The organism is Streptomyces sp. NPDC005566 (assembly GCF_040605575.1).
GTDB lineage: Bacteria > Actinomycetota > Actinomycetes > Streptomycetales > Streptomycetaceae > Streptomyces.
Genome location: NZ_JBEXDB010000007.1, coordinates 107,584 through 123,923, shown reverse-complemented (window position 1 = coordinate 123,923; position 16,340 = coordinate 107,584). Strand labels below are relative to the sequence as shown.

At 70.4% G+C, this 16,340-nt stretch carries 15 protein-coding genes; 8 read left to right on the top strand and 7 right to left on the bottom strand.

The annotated features are described in order from the left end of the window. Positions 1–121 precede the first annotated feature (121 nt). Both ABZS61_RS13170 and ychF read right to left on the bottom strand, forming a co-directional pair. Positions 122–1,804 carry a LuxR C-terminal-related transcriptional regulator gene (locus tag ABZS61_RS13170; RefSeq protein ID WP_356418807.1) on the bottom strand — a complete coding sequence of 561 codons (1,683 nt, stop codon included), beginning with the start codon at positions 1,802–1,804 and terminating at the stop codon, positions 122–124. Between the two features lie 234 nt (positions 1,805–2,038). Beyond that, complete coding sequence (ychF, locus tag ABZS61_RS13165; RefSeq protein WP_356418803.1) at positions 2,039–3,127, bottom strand: redox-regulated ATPase YchF; 1,089 nt, start codon at positions 3,125–3,127, stop codon at positions 2,039–2,041. A gap of 240 nt (positions 3,128–3,367) precedes the next feature. Here ychF and ABZS61_RS13160 point away from each other — a divergent pair, with 240 nt between their 5' ends. Further along, positions 3,368–3,967 (top strand): DUF6542 domain-containing protein, encoded by a 600-nt coding sequence (locus tag ABZS61_RS13160; RefSeq protein ID WP_356418801.1) that lies wholly within the window; start codon positions 3,368–3,370, stop codon positions 3,965–3,967. A 6-nt stretch (positions 3,968–3,973) separates the two neighbouring features. Here ABZS61_RS13160 and ppgK read toward each other — a convergent pair whose 3' ends face one another. Beyond that, the gene (ppgK, locus tag ABZS61_RS13155; RefSeq protein WP_356418798.1) at positions 3,974–4,711 is read right to left on the bottom strand and encodes a polyphosphate--glucose phosphotransferase; all 738 of its coding nucleotides are present in this window, start codon (positions 4,709–4,711) and stop codon (positions 3,974–3,976) included. Between the two features lie 75 nt (positions 4,712–4,786). Beyond that, positions 4,787–5,776, bottom strand: coding sequence for a 4-hydroxy-3-methylbut-2-enyl diphosphate reductase (locus ABZS61_RS13150; RefSeq protein WP_356418795.1), 990 nt, complete (start codon positions 5,774–5,776; stop codon positions 4,787–4,789). Positions 5,777–5,862: 86 nt separating this feature from the next. Between ABZS61_RS13150 and ABZS61_RS13145 the strand changes: the two genes are divergently transcribed. The 4 genes from ABZS61_RS13145 to ABZS61_RS13130 all read left to right on the top strand — a co-directional run bounded on the left by ABZS61_RS13145 (position 5,863) and on the right by ABZS61_RS13130 (position 9,698). After that, positions 5,863–7,206, top strand: a complete 1,344-nt coding sequence (locus ABZS61_RS13145; RefSeq protein WP_356418792.1) for an APC family permease — start codon at positions 5,863–5,865, stop codon at positions 7,204–7,206. 87 nt (positions 7,207–7,293) lie between these two features. Then, positions 7,294–8,505: an exodeoxyribonuclease VII large subunit gene (gene xseA / locus ABZS61_RS13140; RefSeq protein ID WP_356418789.1), complete on the top strand. Its 1,212-nt coding sequence runs from the start codon at positions 7,294–7,296 to the stop codon at positions 8,503–8,505. Between the two features lie 123 nt (positions 8,506–8,628). Further along, positions 8,629–8,883 (top strand): exodeoxyribonuclease VII small subunit, encoded by a 255-nt coding sequence (locus tag ABZS61_RS13135; protein WP_356418786.1) that lies wholly within the window; start codon positions 8,629–8,631, stop codon positions 8,881–8,883. Positions 8,884–9,107: 224 nt separating this feature from the next. Next, positions 9,108–9,698 (top strand): malonic semialdehyde reductase, encoded by a 591-nt coding sequence (locus ABZS61_RS13130; RefSeq protein ID WP_356418784.1) that lies wholly within the window; start codon positions 9,108–9,110, stop codon positions 9,696–9,698. A gap of 87 nt (positions 9,699–9,785) precedes the next feature. Here the strand turns inward: ABZS61_RS13130 and ABZS61_RS13125 are convergent, their stop codons facing one another. Beyond that, a complete protein-coding gene (locus tag ABZS61_RS13125) occupies positions 9,786–10,307 on the bottom strand; it encodes a DUF4245 domain-containing protein (protein ID WP_356418781.1) in 522 nt (173 codons plus the stop codon). A gap of 144 nt (positions 10,308–10,451) precedes the next feature. Here ABZS61_RS13125 and glpX point away from each other — a divergent pair, with 144 nt between their 5' ends. Beyond that, positions 10,452–11,483 (top strand): class II fructose-bisphosphatase, encoded by a 1,032-nt coding sequence (glpX, locus tag ABZS61_RS13120; protein WP_329207811.1) that lies wholly within the window; start codon positions 10,452–10,454, stop codon positions 11,481–11,483. A 59-nt stretch (positions 11,484–11,542) separates the two neighbouring features. On the opposite strand, the gene ABZS61_RS13115 is transcribed toward glpX, so the two are convergent. Next, complete coding sequence (locus ABZS61_RS13115) at positions 11,543–11,911, bottom strand: WhiB family transcriptional regulator (RefSeq protein WP_356418777.1); 369 nt, start codon at positions 11,909–11,911, stop codon at positions 11,543–11,545. 158 nt (positions 11,912–12,069) lie between these two features. Continuing rightward, positions 12,070–12,741, bottom strand: a complete 672-nt coding sequence (locus ABZS61_RS13110) for a DUF1707 domain-containing protein (RefSeq protein WP_356419392.1) — start codon at positions 12,739–12,741, stop codon at positions 12,070–12,072. A 247-nt stretch (positions 12,742–12,988) separates the two neighbouring features. Here ABZS61_RS13110 and ABZS61_RS13105 point away from each other — a divergent pair, with 247 nt between their 5' ends. Further along, a complete protein-coding gene (locus ABZS61_RS13105) occupies positions 12,989–14,656 on the top strand; it encodes a fumarate hydratase (RefSeq protein WP_329207816.1) in 1,668 nt (555 codons plus the stop codon). Between the two features lie 224 nt (positions 14,657–14,880). After that, the gene (locus tag ABZS61_RS13100; RefSeq protein WP_356419389.1) at positions 14,881–16,212 is read left to right on the top strand and encodes an MFS transporter; all 1,332 of its coding nucleotides are present in this window, start codon (positions 14,881–14,883) and stop codon (positions 16,210–16,212) included. Positions 16,213–16,340: the final 128 nt, after the last annotated feature.

The window sequence follows — 16,340 nt, the reverse complement described above, 5'->3', positions numbered from 1 at the left end:
ACCGCTCTCCTGTCCTCGGATCTACGGGTACAGCTCCGTACCTCCGTTGTAGTTCTGGAACCGCGTCGCGTTCATCGTCGGAACTGCCCATTCCGTCGGAGTGCGCCATGGGCGGAACGGCCTATGCGCGGGGTGCCACCAGGCCGTGTGTGTACGCGTAGGCGGTGGCTGCGGACCGCGAGGACACGTCGATCTTGGCGAAGATGTTGTTGAGGTGCCGGGCGACGGTGTGCTCGCTGATGGTGAGCTCGGCGGCGACGGCCCGGTTGGTCCGGCCGTCGGCGACCAGCCGGAGCACCTCGACCTCCCGCCCGGTGAGCTCGCCCGGGAGCCGGAGCAGGGCCGCCGCCCTCCGTGCGTCGGGTACCGCCCCCAGCGCCTCGAAGGCCGCGTGCGCGGCGCGCAGTTCGAGACGCGCGCTCTCGTCGTCCCCCGCTTCCCGGTCGGCTGCCGCCAGGGTCATCCGGGTCTGTGCGGCTTCGTACGGGACACCCAGGCCGAGCCAGAGCGCCAGCGCCCGGTGCAGCAGGGGAAACGCGCGCCTCAGGTCGTGCTCGGCGAAGGCGACGGCGCCGCCCGCCCACGCCGCGGTCGCGTGCGGCGGCGTGCGATCGGACTCCCGCCGCCGCTGCCACTCGCGCGCGACGGCCTCCAGCTCGTCCGCCACCGCGCGGGCCTCGCCGAGCCGGCCGAGGGCGAGGAAGATCTCGACCTGGGCCGCGTACAGCCGCCCGCGGTGCCGGCCTCCGTCGGCGGCGATCGCGACCCGCAGAGCGGCTTCCGAGGCGTCGGTCCTGCCCTGCGCGAGGAGGAGCAGAGCGAGGCCCGGCTGCGGATCACGGCCGAGTTCGTGTGCACGGGAGTACGAGCGCCCGGCGGCAGCCGTGTCACCGCGCCTGCGCTGGATCTCCCCCTCCAGGTACACCGCCTCGGCGGCCGACAGAGCCTCGTACGGCAACAGCTCCTCACAGGTCAGGGCCGCCTCGGTCACGGCCTGCGACCAGGAGCCGCGCAGTTCGAGCACCTCCACCCGGTGTACCCGGCACAGACCTCGGAAGTTGTTCTCCTCGGGCATCGCGGCGCACCAGGCCATGGCCACGTCGGTCCACTCGGCGGCCCGGTCGAGTTCGGCGCAGGCCATGCACTGCTGGAGGCCGAGACAGAAGATCCAACCGGTGAAGAAGGCACTGAGCTCGCCCGCTGCGACCGCGCACATCACGTCGTCGAGCCGATCGATCCCCTCGGCGACCCTCCCCTCGGCCAGCAGCACACCCGCTTCGGCCTCGGTACTCAGGGCCAGGAGGTCCGCACTGCCGCAGCGCCGCGCGATGGCGGCCATCCGGGAGGCATGGTCCATGGCTTCGCCGAAGGCACCGCGGTTCTGCGCCTCCTCGGCATCGGCCCAGGCCGGATAGCACTGCTCGACGCACTCGGGTTCACCCCCGAGCTGCTGCCGCGCACGGTGCAGCCAGCCGGCGGCTGCGGCATTCCGTCCGGCCTGCTGGTGCTCGTAGAAGAGCATCCACGCACAGCGCCCGGCCTGCCGGGACTCGTCCTTGTCCGCGTAGCCGGAGTACGCCTTCGTCCGCACCGCCACGGACTCGTCGACGCGGCCGGTCCACCATGCGGCGTCGGCGAGAGCAACGAGAAGGTCGGCGTCGAGGAGGTCCGGGTCGATGCCGTGCAGCGCGCGGTAGGCATCGCCCCACGCCTCGCGGGAGACGGCCTCCCTGGCCCGATCGAGAGCCTGCCGGCTCTCCGGCCCGGCCGGGGTCTGCCGGGTGCCGCTGATCCGCTCGGTCATGGGCAGCTCCCTTCGCGCTCGCCGCGAGTGCGTCTGCCCTCCCCCAGGATAGAAGCGAAGGGCCGGGTCGTGCCGGACGGCGCCTCTGCCCTGGTGCGATTCCGAAGAGATCATCAACGACCTCGCCGATCACGAACAGGTGATGACTCATCCAGCACGCTGCGGACTCCGTGCGGACCACGAAGGCCGTCCCACCCGCTCCACCGCAGGTCGGACGGCCTTCCGCCGAACGAATCAGACGTTGAAGCGGAACTCCACCACGTCGCCGTCCTGCATGACGTAGTCCTTGCCCTCCATGCGGGCCTTGCCCTTGGCGCGGGCCTCGGCGACCGAGCCCGTCTCGACCAGGTCGTCGAAGGAGATGATCTCCGCCTTGATGAAGCCCTTCTGGAAGTCGGTGTGGATCACACCGGCCGCCTCGGGGGCCGTGGCGCCCTTCTTGATCGTCCAGGCGCGGGTCTCCTTCGGGCCTGCCGTGAGGTAGGTCTGCAGGCCGAGCGTGTCGAAGCCGACGCGGCCGAGGGTCGCCAGGCCGGGCTCTTCCTGTCCCATGGACTGGAGGAGCTCGAGGGCCTCGTCGTCGTCGAGCTCGATCAGCTCGGACTCGATCTTGGCGTTGAGGAAGATGGCCTCGGCCGGGGCGACGAGGGCACGCTGCTCGTTCTTGAAGTCCTCGTCGACCAGCTCGTCCTCGTCGACGTTGAAGACGTACAGGAACGGCTTCGTCGTGAGCAGGTGCAGCTCGTGCAGGAGCTGCCCCTTCTCCGTGGCCGCGGTGATGCCGACGGAGAAGAGCGTGTCGCCCGCCTCGAGGATCTTCTGGGCCTCCTCGACGGCGGCGAGGACGGCGACCTTCTCCTTCTGGAGGCGGGCCTCCTTCGTCAGGCGCGGGACGGCCTTCTCGACGGACTGGAGGTCGGCCAGGATCAGCTCGGTGTTGATCGTCTCGATGTCGTCCTTGGGCGAGACCTTGCCGTCGACGTGGACGACGTTCTCGTCCTTGAAGGCACGGATGACCTGGCAGATCGCATCGGACTCGCGGATGTTCGCGAGGAACTTGTTGCCCAAGCCCTCACCCTCGCTCGCGCCGCGCACGATGCCCGCGATGTCGACGAAGTCGACGGTGGCGGGGAGCAGCTTCTGCGAACTGAAGATCTCGGCGAGCGTGTGCAGGCGCGGGTCGGGGACGCCCACGACTCCGACGTTCGGCTCGATGGTGGCGAACGGGTAGTTGGCCGCCAGCACGTCGTTCTTGGTCAGGGCGTTGAACAGGGTCGACTTGCCGACATTCGGCAGGCCGACGATTCCGATCGTGAGCGACACTTTGGCGACTTCCTGAGGTGAGGACGATGAAAGAGCTGAGGGCTGTGGAGGGCGGGCCCGGTGTGGACCGATTCTCCAGTTTACGGGCGGCGCGCGGCGGCCGGTCACGGGTCGGGGCAGGGGCGGGTGTACGGCCGGACGGGCCGGTTTCGGCCGTGTGGGATCGAACGCAGAGCCAAGGTCGGCCAAAGCGCGTGTCCAACGCCCGTAAGGACCCGCATCGCGACCTAGGTTGTCCAGGTGGAGCAGCACAGGACACGTACCCCGCAGCGCAGGCAGCCCTCGCAGGCCCCGCTGTCCCCGCCGGGCGGCCTCGGCGAGGCCGCGGCCTATCCGGTACCGGCCGGCGTGGGAGTGGCGGTCGTACCGGGGCCGGCGCCCAGGTCCCGGACCGTCGCACCCGTGGTGCTCGCGCTGCGCAGGTTCCCCAACCCCCGGCTGACCGGCATCGGCGCCGGGCTCTTCGCGGCCCTGGTCATGTTCCTGCTGGCCTGCCTGGACCGGTTGCTGTTCGGCGGCTCGGAGGTCGTGTACGGGGTGCTGTTCCTGCCCGTCAGCGCACTGACGGCGCTCTGGGTGCGGCCCGCCGACCTGGTCACTGCGCCGATCAGTGTGCCGATCGCCTTCGCCGTCGGCGTGATCCCGGTCGCCGGGGGCACGGGCGGCTTCGGCGGGCAAACGATGGCCGTCGTCACCGCGCTCGCCGTCCATGCGGGCTGGCTGTACGGCGGCACGCTCGTCGCCGGGATCATCGCAACCGTTCGGAAGATCCGGCACATGCGGGAGCGGCAGCGGCACCTGGCCAGGTCCGGCCAGGGTGCGCGCCGCCCCCGTTCGTAGCCCTGGTCAGTTCCCTGCGGCCGCCATGGCCGCGCCCACGATGCCCGCGTTGTTCTGCAGCTCGGCCGGAACCACCTCGGCCCGTACGTGTTCGATGAGGGGGAGGAACTTCTCCGCCTTGCGGCTGACTCCCCCGCCGATGATGAAGAGCTCGGGCGAGAACAGCATCTCCACGTGGACCAGGTACTTCTGCACCCGGTGTGCCCAGTGGGGCCAGCTCAGGTCCTCGTCCTCCTTGGCCTTGGTGGAGGCGCGCTTCTCCGCCTCGTGCCCGTGCAGCTCCAGGTGGCCGAGCTCGGTGTTGGGGACCAGTTGTCCGCCGGTGAAGAGGGCGCTGCCGATTCCCGTACCCAGGGTCAGCATGATCACCGTGCCCTTGCGGCCGCGACCCGCGCCGAAGGTCATCTCGGCGATTCCGGCCGCGTCGGCGTCGTTGAGGATCGTGACCGGCTGCCCGATGCGGCCGCTGAGCAGCGCACGGGCGTCCGTGTCGATCCAGCCCTTGTCCACGTTGGCCGCGGTCCGGGTGATGCCGCCCGTGACCACCCCGGGGAACGTGATGCCGACCGGGCCCTGCCAGTCGAAGTGGCCGACGACCTCGGCCACACCGTCGGCCACGCTCGCGGGCGTGGCCGGATGCGGTGTCAGTACTTTGTGGCGCTCCTGCGCCAGCTCTCCGCGGTCCAGGTCCACGGGAGCACCCTTGATCCCTGACCCGCCGATGTCCACACCGAAGATCTCCATGGAATCCACGGTACGGGCAGGTGGCACGGATCACTTCCCGGGGAGGGGGTCCGTGCCACGCGGGGTGCGTTCTCGTTATTCGGCGGAAAGTGCCGCCGCCTCGGCGCGCAGGTCCCTGCGGAGCTCCTTGGGCAGCGAGAAGGTGATCGACTCGTCCGCGGTCTTCACCGTCTCCACGTCGCCGTATCCCCGCTCGGCCAGCCACTCCAGCACCCCGTCGACCAGGACGTCGGGGACCGAGGCACCCGAGGTGAGGCCGACCGTGCTGACGCCTTCGAGCCAGCTCTCGTCGATCTCGTCGGCGAAGTCCACCAGGTGTGCGGCGGGCGCGCCGGCGTCCAGGGCGACCTCGACCATGCGGATCGAGTTCGACGAGTTCTTGGAGCCGACGACGATGACCAGCTCGGCGTCCTCCGCCAGCTTCTTCACCGCGATCTGACGGTTCTGCGTGGCGTAGCAGATGTCGTCGCTGGGCGGGGAGATCAGCTTCGGGAACTTCTCCTTGAGTGCGTCCACCGTCTCCATCGTCTCGTCGACGGAGAGTGTGGTCTGGGAGAGCCAGACGACCTTCGACTCGTCGCGTACGGAGACGCCCGCGACGTCCTCGGGGCCGTCGACCAGCGTGATGTGGTCGGGGGCCTCACCGCTCGTGCCGATGACTTCCTCGTGGCCCTCGTGGCCGATCAGGAGGATGTCGTAGTCCTCCTTGGCGAAGCGGACGGCTTCCTTGTGGACCTTGGTCACGAGCGGGCACGTCGCGTCGATGGTGGCGAGCTTGCGCTCGGCGGCCTCCGCGTGGACGGTCGGCGCGACACCGTGGGCGGAGAACATCACGATGGAGCCCTCGGGGACCTCCGCGGTAACGTCGACGAAGATCGCACCCTTCTTCTCCAGGGTCTGCACGACGTACTTGTTGTGCACGATCTCGTGCCGGACGTAGATCGGGGCCCCGTACTGCTCCAGGGCCTTCTCGACGGCGATCACGGCACGGTCCACGCCCGCGCAGTAGCCACGGGGCGCGGCGAGAAGGACACGGCGGGCAGGAGTAGCAGTCATGCGTCCCATCGTAAGGCCGTACCGAACAGGCGCGGGCTCGGCAGGGTCGGGAGACTGAAGCCCTGTGCGGCGGGCAGGCGAACGACGGAGGACTCATGGCGGGCAGCAGCGCGGACGGCGGAAGGCTGCGACGCACGCTCGGCTTCCGGGACCTGGTGGTTTACGGGCTGCTGTTCATCGCCCCCATGGCCCCGGTCGGCGTGTTCGGCACGCTCGACGCGAGGTCCGACGGCGCTGTCGCGCTGGTCTATGTCGTGGCGACCGTCGTGATGGCCTTCACCGCCTTCAGTTACGCCCAGATGGTGCGCGTGGCCCCGCTGGCGGGTTCGGTCTTCGCGTACGCCCGCAAGGGGCTCGGGGAAGGGCCGGGTTTCATCGCGGGCTGGATGGCGATGCTCGACTACCTGCTCATTCCGGCGGTCGCCTACCTCTTCTCCGGGATCGCGATGAACGCGCTGGTGCCGGAGGTGTCGCGGTGGGTGTGGACGGCGATCGCGGTGGCCGTCACCACGCTGCTCAACCTGTGGGGCGTACGGGCGGCCGCCCGGGTGGGCTTCGCGGTGCTCGCCATGGAAATCGTGGTGCTGCTGGTGTTCGTGGTGTCCGCGGTGGTGGTGCTGGCCAGGGACGGGGCACAGCGAGGCTGGCTGACGCCGTTCACCGGGGACTCCGGCTTCTCGATGACGGCGGTACTGGGGGCGGTGTCCGTCGCGGTGCTGTCGTATCTGGGCTTCGACGCGATCGCCTCGTTCGCCGAGGAGGTGACGGGGGGTTCGGCGAAGGTGGCGCGGGCCGTGCTGTTCTGTCTCGTCCTCGCCGGGGTGCTGTTCGTGGTCCAGTCGTACCTGGCGGCGCTGCTGGAGCCCGTGAGCTCGGCGGAACTGGCGGCGAACCCGGTGATGCAGGGGTCGGCGTTCTACGACGCGGTGGACGCCTCGGTCGGGACGTGGCTGCACGACCTGGTGGCCGTGAGCAAGGCCGTCGGGGCGGCGTTCGCGGCGCTGGCCGGGCAGGCCGCGGCCGGGCGGCTGGTGTTCGCCATGGCCCGGGAGCACCGCCTGCCGTCGTTCCTCGCCCGGGTCGACGGCGGGTCCGGGGTACCGCGCGTCGCGATCACCGGCGCCGCGGTCGTGACGCTGGTGGCGGCGGTGTGGGCGGCCCGGCGCGACGACGGGCTCGACCATCTGGTGTCGGTCGTGAACGTGGGCGCCCTCACGGCGTTCGTGCTGCTGCACGCGTCGGTGGTGGGCTGGTTCGCCGTACGCCGGATGGAGGGCCCGCCGAACTGGTGGCGCCATGTGCTGCTGCCGGTGGTGGGCGCCGGTGCGCTGGTCGCGGTCATCCTTGAGGCGACGACGAGCGCCCAGCTGGTGGGGCTGTGCTGGCTGGGCATCGGTCTGGTGGTGCTCGGGGCCCAGTGGGGGCGGCGGGCGGTCTGAGGGGGCGCGGTGGGGAGGGCGGCGCCCTGAGGGCCGGGGCGGGCCGGTTCACCCGTCGATGTCCGTCCCTGCCGATACGCTCGCCGCATGGCTCTCACTACGTCCCCGGAAGCTCCGCTGCCCGTCGGCGACGTGTCACGGCTCATCGGGGGGTGGATCGACCGGCTCGGTGCGGTCTGGGTCGAGGGGCAGATCACGCAGCTGTCGCGGCGTCCGGGCGCCGGTGTCGTCTTTCTGACACTGCGTGACCCGTCGCACGACATCTCGGTGAGTGTGACGTGCTTCCGCCAGGTGTTCGACCGGATCGCCGATGTGGTGACGGAGGGCGCGCGGGTCGTCGTCCTCGCCAAGCCCGAGTGGTACGCGCCCCGGGGCCAGCTGTCCCTGCGGGCCACGGAGATACGACCGGTGGGCATCGGCGAGCTGCTGGTCCGGCTGGAGCAGCTGAAGAAGTCGCTGGCCGCCGAGGGCCTCTTCGCACTGGACCGCAAGAAGCCCCTGCCGTTCCTTCCGCAGCTGATCGGCCTCGTCTGCGGGAGGGCGTCGGCTGCCGAGCGCGATGTCCTGGAGAACGCGCGGCGCCGCTGGCCCGCGGTGCGCTTCGAGGTGCGCAACACCGCCGTCCAGGGGGTGCACGCGGTGAACCAGGTCGTCCAGGCCGTGAAGGAGCTCGACGAGCTGGCCGAGGTCGACGTGATCGTCGTCGCGCGCGGCGGCGGCAGCGTGGAGGACCTCCTGCCGTTCTCCGACGAGCAGCTCATCCGCGCGGTGGCCGCATGCCGTACGCCGGTGGTGTCGGCCATCGGGCACGAGCCGGATTCGCCCCTGCTCGACCTGGTCGCGGATCTGCGGGCGTCGACACCGACCGACGCTGCCAAGAAGGTCGTCCCCGACGTGGGCGAGGAGCTCGACCGGGTGCAGCAGCTCCGGGACCGGGCGCTGCGGACCGTACGGGGGTTGCTCGACCGGGAGGAGCGGGGGCTGGCGCACGCGCTGGGCCGGTCCGCCATGGAGCGCCCGCAGCGGATGGTGGACGAGCGGGCGGCGGAGATCGACGCGCTGGCCGGGAGGAGCCGCCGGGTGCTGGGCCATCTGCTGGACCGGGCCGACTCGGAGCTCGCGCACACCCGGGCGCGGGTGGTCGCGCTGTCACCCGCGGCGACGCTGGAGCGGGGGTACGCGGTGCTGCAGCGGCCGGACGGACATGTGGTGCGCTCCCCGTCGGACGCCGGGGCGCCGGGCGAGGAGCTGCGGGCACGGGTGTCGGAGGGCGAGTTCACGGTGCGGGTGGCCGAGTGACGGCCGGAGGCGAGTGACGGGCGGCCTCCGGGTGACGGGCGGTGGCCGGGTGACGGGCCGGTGGCCGGGTGACGGGCCGGTGGCCGGGCCCTTGATGTCACAGCTCCCGCATAGGGTGAACGCATGACGGACGACGGGACGACGACGGCCGCTGCGGCGACCGGCACGCTCGGGTACGAACAGGCGCGGGACGAGCTCATCGAGGTCGTGCGCCGCCTGGAGGCGGGCGGCACGACGCTGGAGGAGTCGCTGGCCCTGTGGGAGCGCGGCGAGGAGCTGGCGAAGGTGTGCCGGCGCTGGCTGGAGGGCGCGCGGGCCCGGCTGGACGCGGCGCTGGCCGCCCCGGAGGCATCTGCGGAGGGCGAGCGCACGGACTGAGTCCCGGCGGCGGCGCCGGATGTGCCTGAGCGGGGCGGTGCGCTGTGCGGTCGATCACCCTGGGACCGATTTAGTTGAATGTTAATCAATATCTCGGTTACGGTGATCACATCGCTTTGCGCGACCCACGCGACATGCGTGAGCCGAACGCCCGCGCAATCCGCGTGCCCACGCGATCCCCATGACCGCGTGACCCCGTAGCCGTCCGGAAGGTAACCCCCCAGATGTCCCTCGTCCTTGACCCCGCCGCCCAGGACCTCCTCTTCCGCGAGGCCCGCACCGCCAACGCGTTCACCGACGAGCCGGTGACCGAGGAGCAGGTCCAGGCGATCTACGACCTGGTCAAGTACGGCCCCACCGCCTTCAACCAGTCGCCGCTGCGCGTCATCCTGGTCCGCTCGGCAGAGGGCCGCGAGCGGCTCGTCCAGCACATGGCAGAGGGCAACCGGCCGAAGACCGCCGCCGCGCCGCTGGTCGCGATCCTCGTCGCGGACAACGAGTTCCACGAGGAGCTCCCGGCACTCCTGCCGCACTTCCCGCAGGCCAAGGAGATGTTCTTCTCCGAGCGTCCGGTCCGCGAGAAGTCCGCCGCGCTCAACTCCGCCCTGCAGGCCGCCTACTTCATCATCGGCGTCCGTGCCGCCGGGCTGGCCGCCGGCCCGATGACCGGCTACGACGCCGCGGGCATCGAGAAGGAGTTCCTCGACGGCGACCACCAGGTGCTCATGGTCGTCAACATCGGCAAGCCGGGCGGGGACGCCCCGCTCCCGCGGCTGCCGCGCCTGTCCTACGACGAGGTCGTCACGACCGTCTGAGGCTCCGGAAACACCGAAGACCCCCGCAGCGCTCGGCGCCGCGGGGGTCTTCGACGTATGCGGGAACGACGTATGGGCGAACGTGGGTCAGGGAGCCGTCTTCAGCGCCGCCGCCATCTCCGTCAGCCGTTCCGTCGAGGCCGAGCCCGTGACCACGGTCGTCACGCCCTCGGCGTGCAGCACGAGGGCGTCGTACTTCGGGCCCTCCCAGTGCTGCCACGCCGCACCGGCCACCTCGCGCGTACGCCCGGTGTTCTTGGCGTCCTGGCTGACCTCGGGGACGTACTTCTTCGCCGGGGAGGTGGACTGCTCCACCGCGACGTACTTTCCGTCCGGGTCGAGGAAGCCCAGGTGCCAGCCGGCGCCCTCCTGCCCCTCGTACGAGACGGAGGTCGGCTTCCACTCCTTCGACAGCCCGGCCGGGGCGGCCACCGGGTACGGTGCCGCGCGCCTCGCCGTCGCGAGCTCGACCCGGTAGTCCACGGCGCGGACCGGATCGGCCTTGTCGTCGTGCGGGACGAAGATGTAGATGACGCCCGCCAGTGCGGTGATGACCATCATCGACAGGAACATGTCCCGGACGGTCTGCTTGCCTCGCTTGCTTGCCACGGACTCAATGGTGGCATGGCCTCCCGGACGCCCGGCCATGGGGCTTCCGCTCATACGTGACCCCCTCTGCTCATTTTATCGACCTACCGATAGAGTCACAGCACCCTCTTTTCCGGTCGTCGTCGTACAGAAAGGTGCGCTCCGATGTCCGAGCATCATCTGCCGTCCCAGCTCGAGGTCTCTCCGGAGGCCCCCGACCGCAACCTGGCCCTGGAGCTGGTCCGGGTCACCGAGGCCGCCGCCATGGCCGCCGGGCGCTGGGTCGGCCGCGGCGACAAGATCGGCGCCGACGGCGCCGCTGTGAAGGCCATGCGAACCCTCGTCTCCACCGTGTCGATGAACGGCATCGTCGTCATCGGTGAGGGCGAGAAGGACGAGGCCCCCATGCTGTTCAACGGCGAGCGGGTCGGCGACGGTACCGGCGCCGAGGTCGACATCGCCGTCGACCCGATCGACGGCACCACGCTCAACGCCAAGGGCATGCCGAACGCCATCGCCGTGCTGGCGGCCGCCGACCGCGGCGCGATGTTCGACCCGTCCGCCGTCTTCTACATGGACAAGCTGGTGACCGGCCCCGAGGCGGCCGACTTCGTGGACATCAACGCGCCCGTGTCGGTGAACATCCGACGCGTCGCGAAGGCCAAGAACTCCACTCCCGAGGACGTCACCGTCGTCATCCTGGACCGCCCCCGGCACGAGGGCATCGTCAAGGAGATCCGGGAGACGGGCGCCCGGATCAAGTTCATCTCCGACGGCGATGTGGCCGGCTCCATCATGGCCGCCCGCGAGGGAACCGGCGTCGACCTGCTCATGGGCATCGGCGGAACCCCCGAGGGCATCATCTCGGCCTGCGCCATAAAGTGCCTCGGCGGTGTCATCCAGGGCAAGCTCTGGCCCAAGGACGAGGCCGAGCGTCAGCGTGCGCTGGACGCCGGGCACGACCTGGACCGGGTGCTGTCGACGGACGACCTCGTCAGCGGGGACAACGTGTTCTTCGTCGCCACCGGGATCACCGACGGTGAGCTGCTGCGCGGTGTGCGGTACCGCGCGGAGACGGCGACCACGGAATCTCTCGTGATGCGCTCCAAGTCGGGCACGATCCGGAAGATCGACTCGACGCACCGGCTCTCGAAGCTGCGCGCCTACAGCGCGATCGACTTCGACCGCGCCAAGTAGGACCGTGCGGACAAGGGGAGGGGCTGCCGGTGGGCAGCCCCTCCCCCGGTGCGTACGTCTCAGCCGGCTGCGAGGTGCTCCGTGGGGGCCGCCGTCTTCAGCTCGATGTCGCGCCTGCGCCGACGGGCGAGCACCACGCGGCGTTCGGCGGCCGTGAGGCCGCCCCACACCCCGTAGGGCTCGGGCTGTATCAGCGCGTGTTCGCGGCAGGCCACCATCACCGGGCACCGCGCGCAGACCTGCTTCGCGGCCTCCTCGCGTGACAGCCGGGCAGCAGTCGGCTCCTTCGACGGGGCGAAGAACAGCCCGGCTTCATCCCGGCGGCACACCGCCTCCGCATGCCAGGGGCCTGCCTGGTCCTCCCGCGCAGGACTGCGCTGGGACGGCACGGCGGCGACCTGCAGGGGCTGATGCGGCAGTTGCAGCACGGTCCACTCCTGACGACGGGCTTCGCGAGCGAGAGACGATGCAGCAAGCCCTACCCGCTGTGCGCACGCCTATGCACTGAGTGGCACCGCCTTCGGGCCCACCCAATTCCGCTCACCCGCCTTTTGGCCGGAATTCGAGCCGTACCGGCCACCCGGTCTCAGTGGCCGAGGTGTTTGCGCAGCTGGTCGTGGAGGTTGGCAATAAGCTTGCCACGCTTGGGCTTTGCCTCGACGCTCCCGAAGACGGAATAGCCGTTGACTACGACCACCGGGGCTTCCGGGTCTGTCGATTCCAGTGTGTCGACTTCGAAATTGCCGAAAATGCCCGTACCGCTGCCGCGCAGCGAGATGTTCTCGGGCACCCTGATCTCGACGCTGCCGAAGATGGACGTCGCATTGATCACGGTCAGACGCTGGCCGAAAAGGGCCTCGGTCAGATCGATCTCGACACTGCCGAAGAGCGAGAAGGCGTTCGTGCGGCCGCCGACGCGCCAACGGCCCTTCCGGGTGGAGCTGCTGAAGACCGCCACCAGGTTCTCGGCGGGCCCGGTCGGCCCCTCCGGGCCGTACCCGTACGGAGAGGCGGCCGGCCGGCCGGTGGCCCCGCTCGCGGGCAAGTCCTGGACCAGTGGTTCGAGTTCGCCCTCGGTCTTGGCGCGGTAGACCAGGTCGACCCGCTCGGCGTGCTCCTCGGCGGTCAGCCGGCCCTCGGCCATGGCCTCCCGCAGGATGTCCGCGATCCGGTCGCGGTCCGCATCGGATGCGCGGATACCGGCGGGCGCGGGACCGGCCGGAGCGACGGGCTGCTGGGGCTGCTTTTCGAGGTCCACCGGCCCAGCGTACCCAAACGCGATAGATCGCGACCAGTACTCCTGCGGCAGTTCCATGGGATCCGGCCCCGTTCGGCCCCGGTCCGGCGACGGATCGAGCCACCGGCCGGTCGCGATCCGGACGAAAGGCACGGCCCGGATCCGGGTGAGCCCTACCTCACAGGCTTGCCGCCCGCGCGGGGTCATACCCTGGTTGATGCGCTGTCCAAGGGAGGACGGCGCTGTCGCCGAGTGAGGAATGGCCGTAATGCCAGAGTTTGCGTACTCCGATCTGCTCCCACTGGGAGAGGACACCACGCCGTACCGGCTGGTGACCGCCGAGGGCGTCTCGACCTTCGAGGCCGACGGCCGTACGTTCCTCAAGGTGGCTCCGGAGGCCCTGCGCACCCTCGCCGCCGAGGCCATGCACGACATCTCGCACTACCTGCGCCCCGCCCACCTGGCGCAGCTGCGGCGCATCGTGGACGACCCCGAGGCGTCGTCGAACGACAAGTTCGTCGCGCTCGACCTCCTGAAGAACGCGAACATTGCCGCCGCGGGTGTCCTGCCCATGTGCCAGGACACCGGTACGGCGATCGTCATGGGCAAGCGCGGGCAGAACGTCCTCACCGAGGGCGGTGACGAGGAGGCCCTGTCGCACGGCATCTTCGACGCGTACACGAAGCTCAACCTGCGCTACTCGCAGATGGCCCCGCTGAACATGTGGGACGAGAAGAACACCGGCTCGAACCTCCCGGCCCAGATCGAGCTGTACGCGACCGACGGCGGCGCGTACAAGTTCCTCTTCATGGCCAAGGGCGGCGGCTCGGCCAACAAGTCGTTCCTCTTCCAGGAGACCAAGGCGGTCCTCAACGAGACCTCCATGATGAAGTTCCTCGAGGAGAAGATCCGCTCCCTGGGGACGGCCGCCTGCCCGCCGTACCACCTGGCGATCGTCGTCGGCGGAACGTCGGCGGAGTTCGCGCTCAAGACCGCGAAGTACGCCTCCGCGCACTACCTGGACGAACTGCCCGCCGAGGGCTCCCCGACCGGCCACGGCTTCCGGGACAAGGAGCTGGAGGAGAAGGTCTTCGAGCTGACGCAGAAGATCGGCATCGGCGCGCAGTTCGGCGGAAAGTACTTCTGCCACGACGTGCGCGTGGTGCGCCTCCCCCGCCACGGCGCCTCGCTGCCCGTCGCCATCGCCGTGTCCTGCTCGGCCGACCGCCAGGCCACCGCGAAGATCACCGCCGAGGGTGTCTTCCTGGAGCAGCTGGAGAAGGATCCGGCGCGCTTCCTCCCGGACACCACCGACGAGCACCTCGACGAGGCGGGTGACGTCGTACGCATCGACCTCAACCGGCCGATGGACGACATCCTCGCCGAGCTGACCAAGTACCCGGTCAAGACCCGGCTCTCGCTGACCGGCCCGCTGGTCGTGGCGCGCGACATCGCGCACGCCAAGATCAAGGAGCGGCTCGACGCGGGCGAGGAGATGCCGCAGTACCTCAAGGACCACCCGGTGTACTACGCGGGCCCGGCGAAGACACCCGAGGGTTACGCGTCCGGTTCCTTCGGCCCCACGACGGCCGGCCGCATGGACAGCTACGTCGCGCAGTTCCAGGCGGCGGGCGGCTCCAAGGTGATGCTCGCCAAGGGCAACCGGTCCAGGCAGGTCACCGACGCGTGCGACGCCCACGGCGGCTTCTACCTCGGCTCGATCGGCGGCCCGGCGGCGCGTCTCGCGCAGGACTGCATCAAGAAGGTCGAGGTCGTCGAGTACGAGGAGCTCGGCATGGAGGCGGTCTGGCGCATCGAGGTGGAGGACTTCCCCGCGTTCGTCGTGGTCGACGACAAGGGCAACGACTTCTTCACCGAGCCCGCCCCGGCGCCGACGTTCACCAGCATTCCGGTGCGCGGCCCCGGCCTCGGCTGACCGGCCGGCGCGTCCAGGGGCGTTCCCGTTACCGACGGGGCGCCCCTCGGGCATTCCCGCTCGCCCGGGACGTGCTCCTGGACGGCGGTGTGCGGCAATCATCTGGCGGTGGGCGTGAATGACCGCTCTTCACACGTGTGGAGATTGCCTATGTGCGGGCGGTACGGGTGCTGCGGGCGGGGCGGCCGGGCAAGTATGAGCGGATGATGCCCGGTATCAGCACCATGGACGACACGGCCCGCCCGGAACGCCGTTATCGATTTCTTGTCGCGGGTTACGCCGTCTCCTCGTACGGCACTTTCCTGAATACCGTGGCGCTCAATCTCTTCGTCTATGCGACGACGGGCAGGGCGCTCGCCATGGGGCTGTTCATGGCCGTTCGGCTGGCGTCGGGATTCGCGGCGGGACTGGCGGCCGGCGGGCTGCTCGCACGTTTCACGGCGAAGAGCGTCATGCTGTGGACGAACGCCGCGCAGGCCGCGGTGATGCTGTCGCTGGTCCTCGCGCCCGAAGGGCTGCGGACGGGGTCGCTGATCGCGGTCTCCGTGGTCGTCGGCGCCTGCGGGACGCTGTTCATGGTGGCGTTGCGCAGTTCCGTCCCGGAGATGGTGGCACCGGAACGCCTCACCTGGGCGAACTCGCTCTCCATCACGGCGCGTTCGGTGGCGATGGTGGCCGGGTTCGCGTCCGCCGGCGTGGTGGTGTCGCTGGTGGGGTACACGGCGGCCTTCGTCATCGATACGGCGACCTTCGTGGTGTGTGCGGTGACGGTGGCTCTGCTGCCGGTCGCGGGCGGCGCGGCGGGCACGGGGGCCGAGGCGGAGCCGGCCCGGGACGCGAGGACGGAGCCGGCCGTGGACGCGAGGACGGAGCCGGCGGGGCGCGGCGGGATGCCCGTCGCCCTCGCCGCGCTGGCAGCCGCGCCGGGCCTCGGGCTGATGGTGGCGCTGCGCGGGGTGGACGCCTTCGGCTCCTCGTCCCACAACGCCGCGCTGCCCGTCCACTCCAGCGCCCTGGACGTCTCGCACCCCGCGGTGTTCGTCAGTACGTTCTGGTGCCTGTGGGCGCTCGGGAACATCGGCGCGCAGCAGGTGATCCAGCGCTTCGCGCGACGCACGGGCCGCGCGGTGGGTGCGCTCGGCTTCGGCTACGGGACGGTGGTGATGTCCGCGGCGTTCATCCTCGCGTTCGCCGGACTGCCGCTCGCCGCGACAGCTGTCGTCGCCCTGGTCGCCGGGGCGGCGGACGGGCTGACGGAGGTCTCGTACACCTCGCATCTGCAGACGCTCTCCGCCCGGCTGCGAGGCCACGCGTTCGGGCTGTCCGCGACCCTCGAGAACCTCGGCTTCGGCGTGGGCATGATCATCGTGGCGGCCGCTCTGGACGGCTGCAGCCCTCTGACCGTGGTCGCCTGGTCCCACGGGGCCGCCATCGTGGTCGCCCTGGCGTTCCTGCTGCGGGTGTCCGCGCAGCAGGACGGAGTGCAAGGGGTACGCCACCGGGTACGGCAGCCGCGTCGTGGCGACCGGGACGGTGCCGGGACACCCCTGGGCTGACTCCCGCGCACGGGAGCGGGGGCGCCGCCCGCGCCCTGCCGGTTCATCGAGTCGCTCCAGGTATTTACTGACGGATGACGCCGCCGGAATACCTGGAACGCGGCACGCGCTCATCTCCATCAGGAGGT

Coding starts and splice junctions, on each gene's coding strand:
- ABZS61_RS13170 (WP_356418807.1), bottom strand. CDS start 1,804: ATGACCGAGCGGATCAGCGGCACCCGGCAGACCCCGGCCGGGCCGGAG.
- ppgK (WP_356418798.1), bottom strand. CDS start 4,711: ATGGAGATCTTCGGTGTGGACATCGGCGGGTCAGGGATCAAGGGTGCT.
- ABZS61_RS13150 (WP_356418795.1), bottom strand. CDS start 5,776: ATGGGACGCATGACTGCTACTCCTGCCCGCCGTGTCCTTCTCGCCGCG.
- ABZS61_RS13145 (WP_356418792.1), top strand. CDS start 5,863: ATGGCGGGCAGCAGCGCGGACGGCGGAAGGCTGCGACGCACGCTCGGC.
- xseA (WP_356418789.1), top strand. CDS start 7,294: ATGGCTCTCACTACGTCCCCGGAAGCTCCGCTGCCCGTCGGCGACGTG.
- ABZS61_RS13135 (WP_356418786.1), top strand. CDS start 8,629: ATGACGGACGACGGGACGACGACGGCCGCTGCGGCGACCGGCACGCTC.
- ABZS61_RS13130 (WP_356418784.1), top strand. CDS start 9,108: ATGTCCCTCGTCCTTGACCCCGCCGCCCAGGACCTCCTCTTCCGCGAG.
- glpX (WP_329207811.1), top strand. CDS start 10,452: ATGTCCGAGCATCATCTGCCGTCCCAGCTCGAGGTCTCTCCGGAGGCC.
- ABZS61_RS13105 (WP_329207816.1), top strand. CDS start 12,989: ATGCCAGAGTTTGCGTACTCCGATCTGCTCCCACTGGGAGAGGACACC.
- ABZS61_RS13100 (WP_356419389.1), top strand. CDS start 14,881: ATGGACGACACGGCCCGCCCGGAACGCCGTTATCGATTTCTTGTCGCG.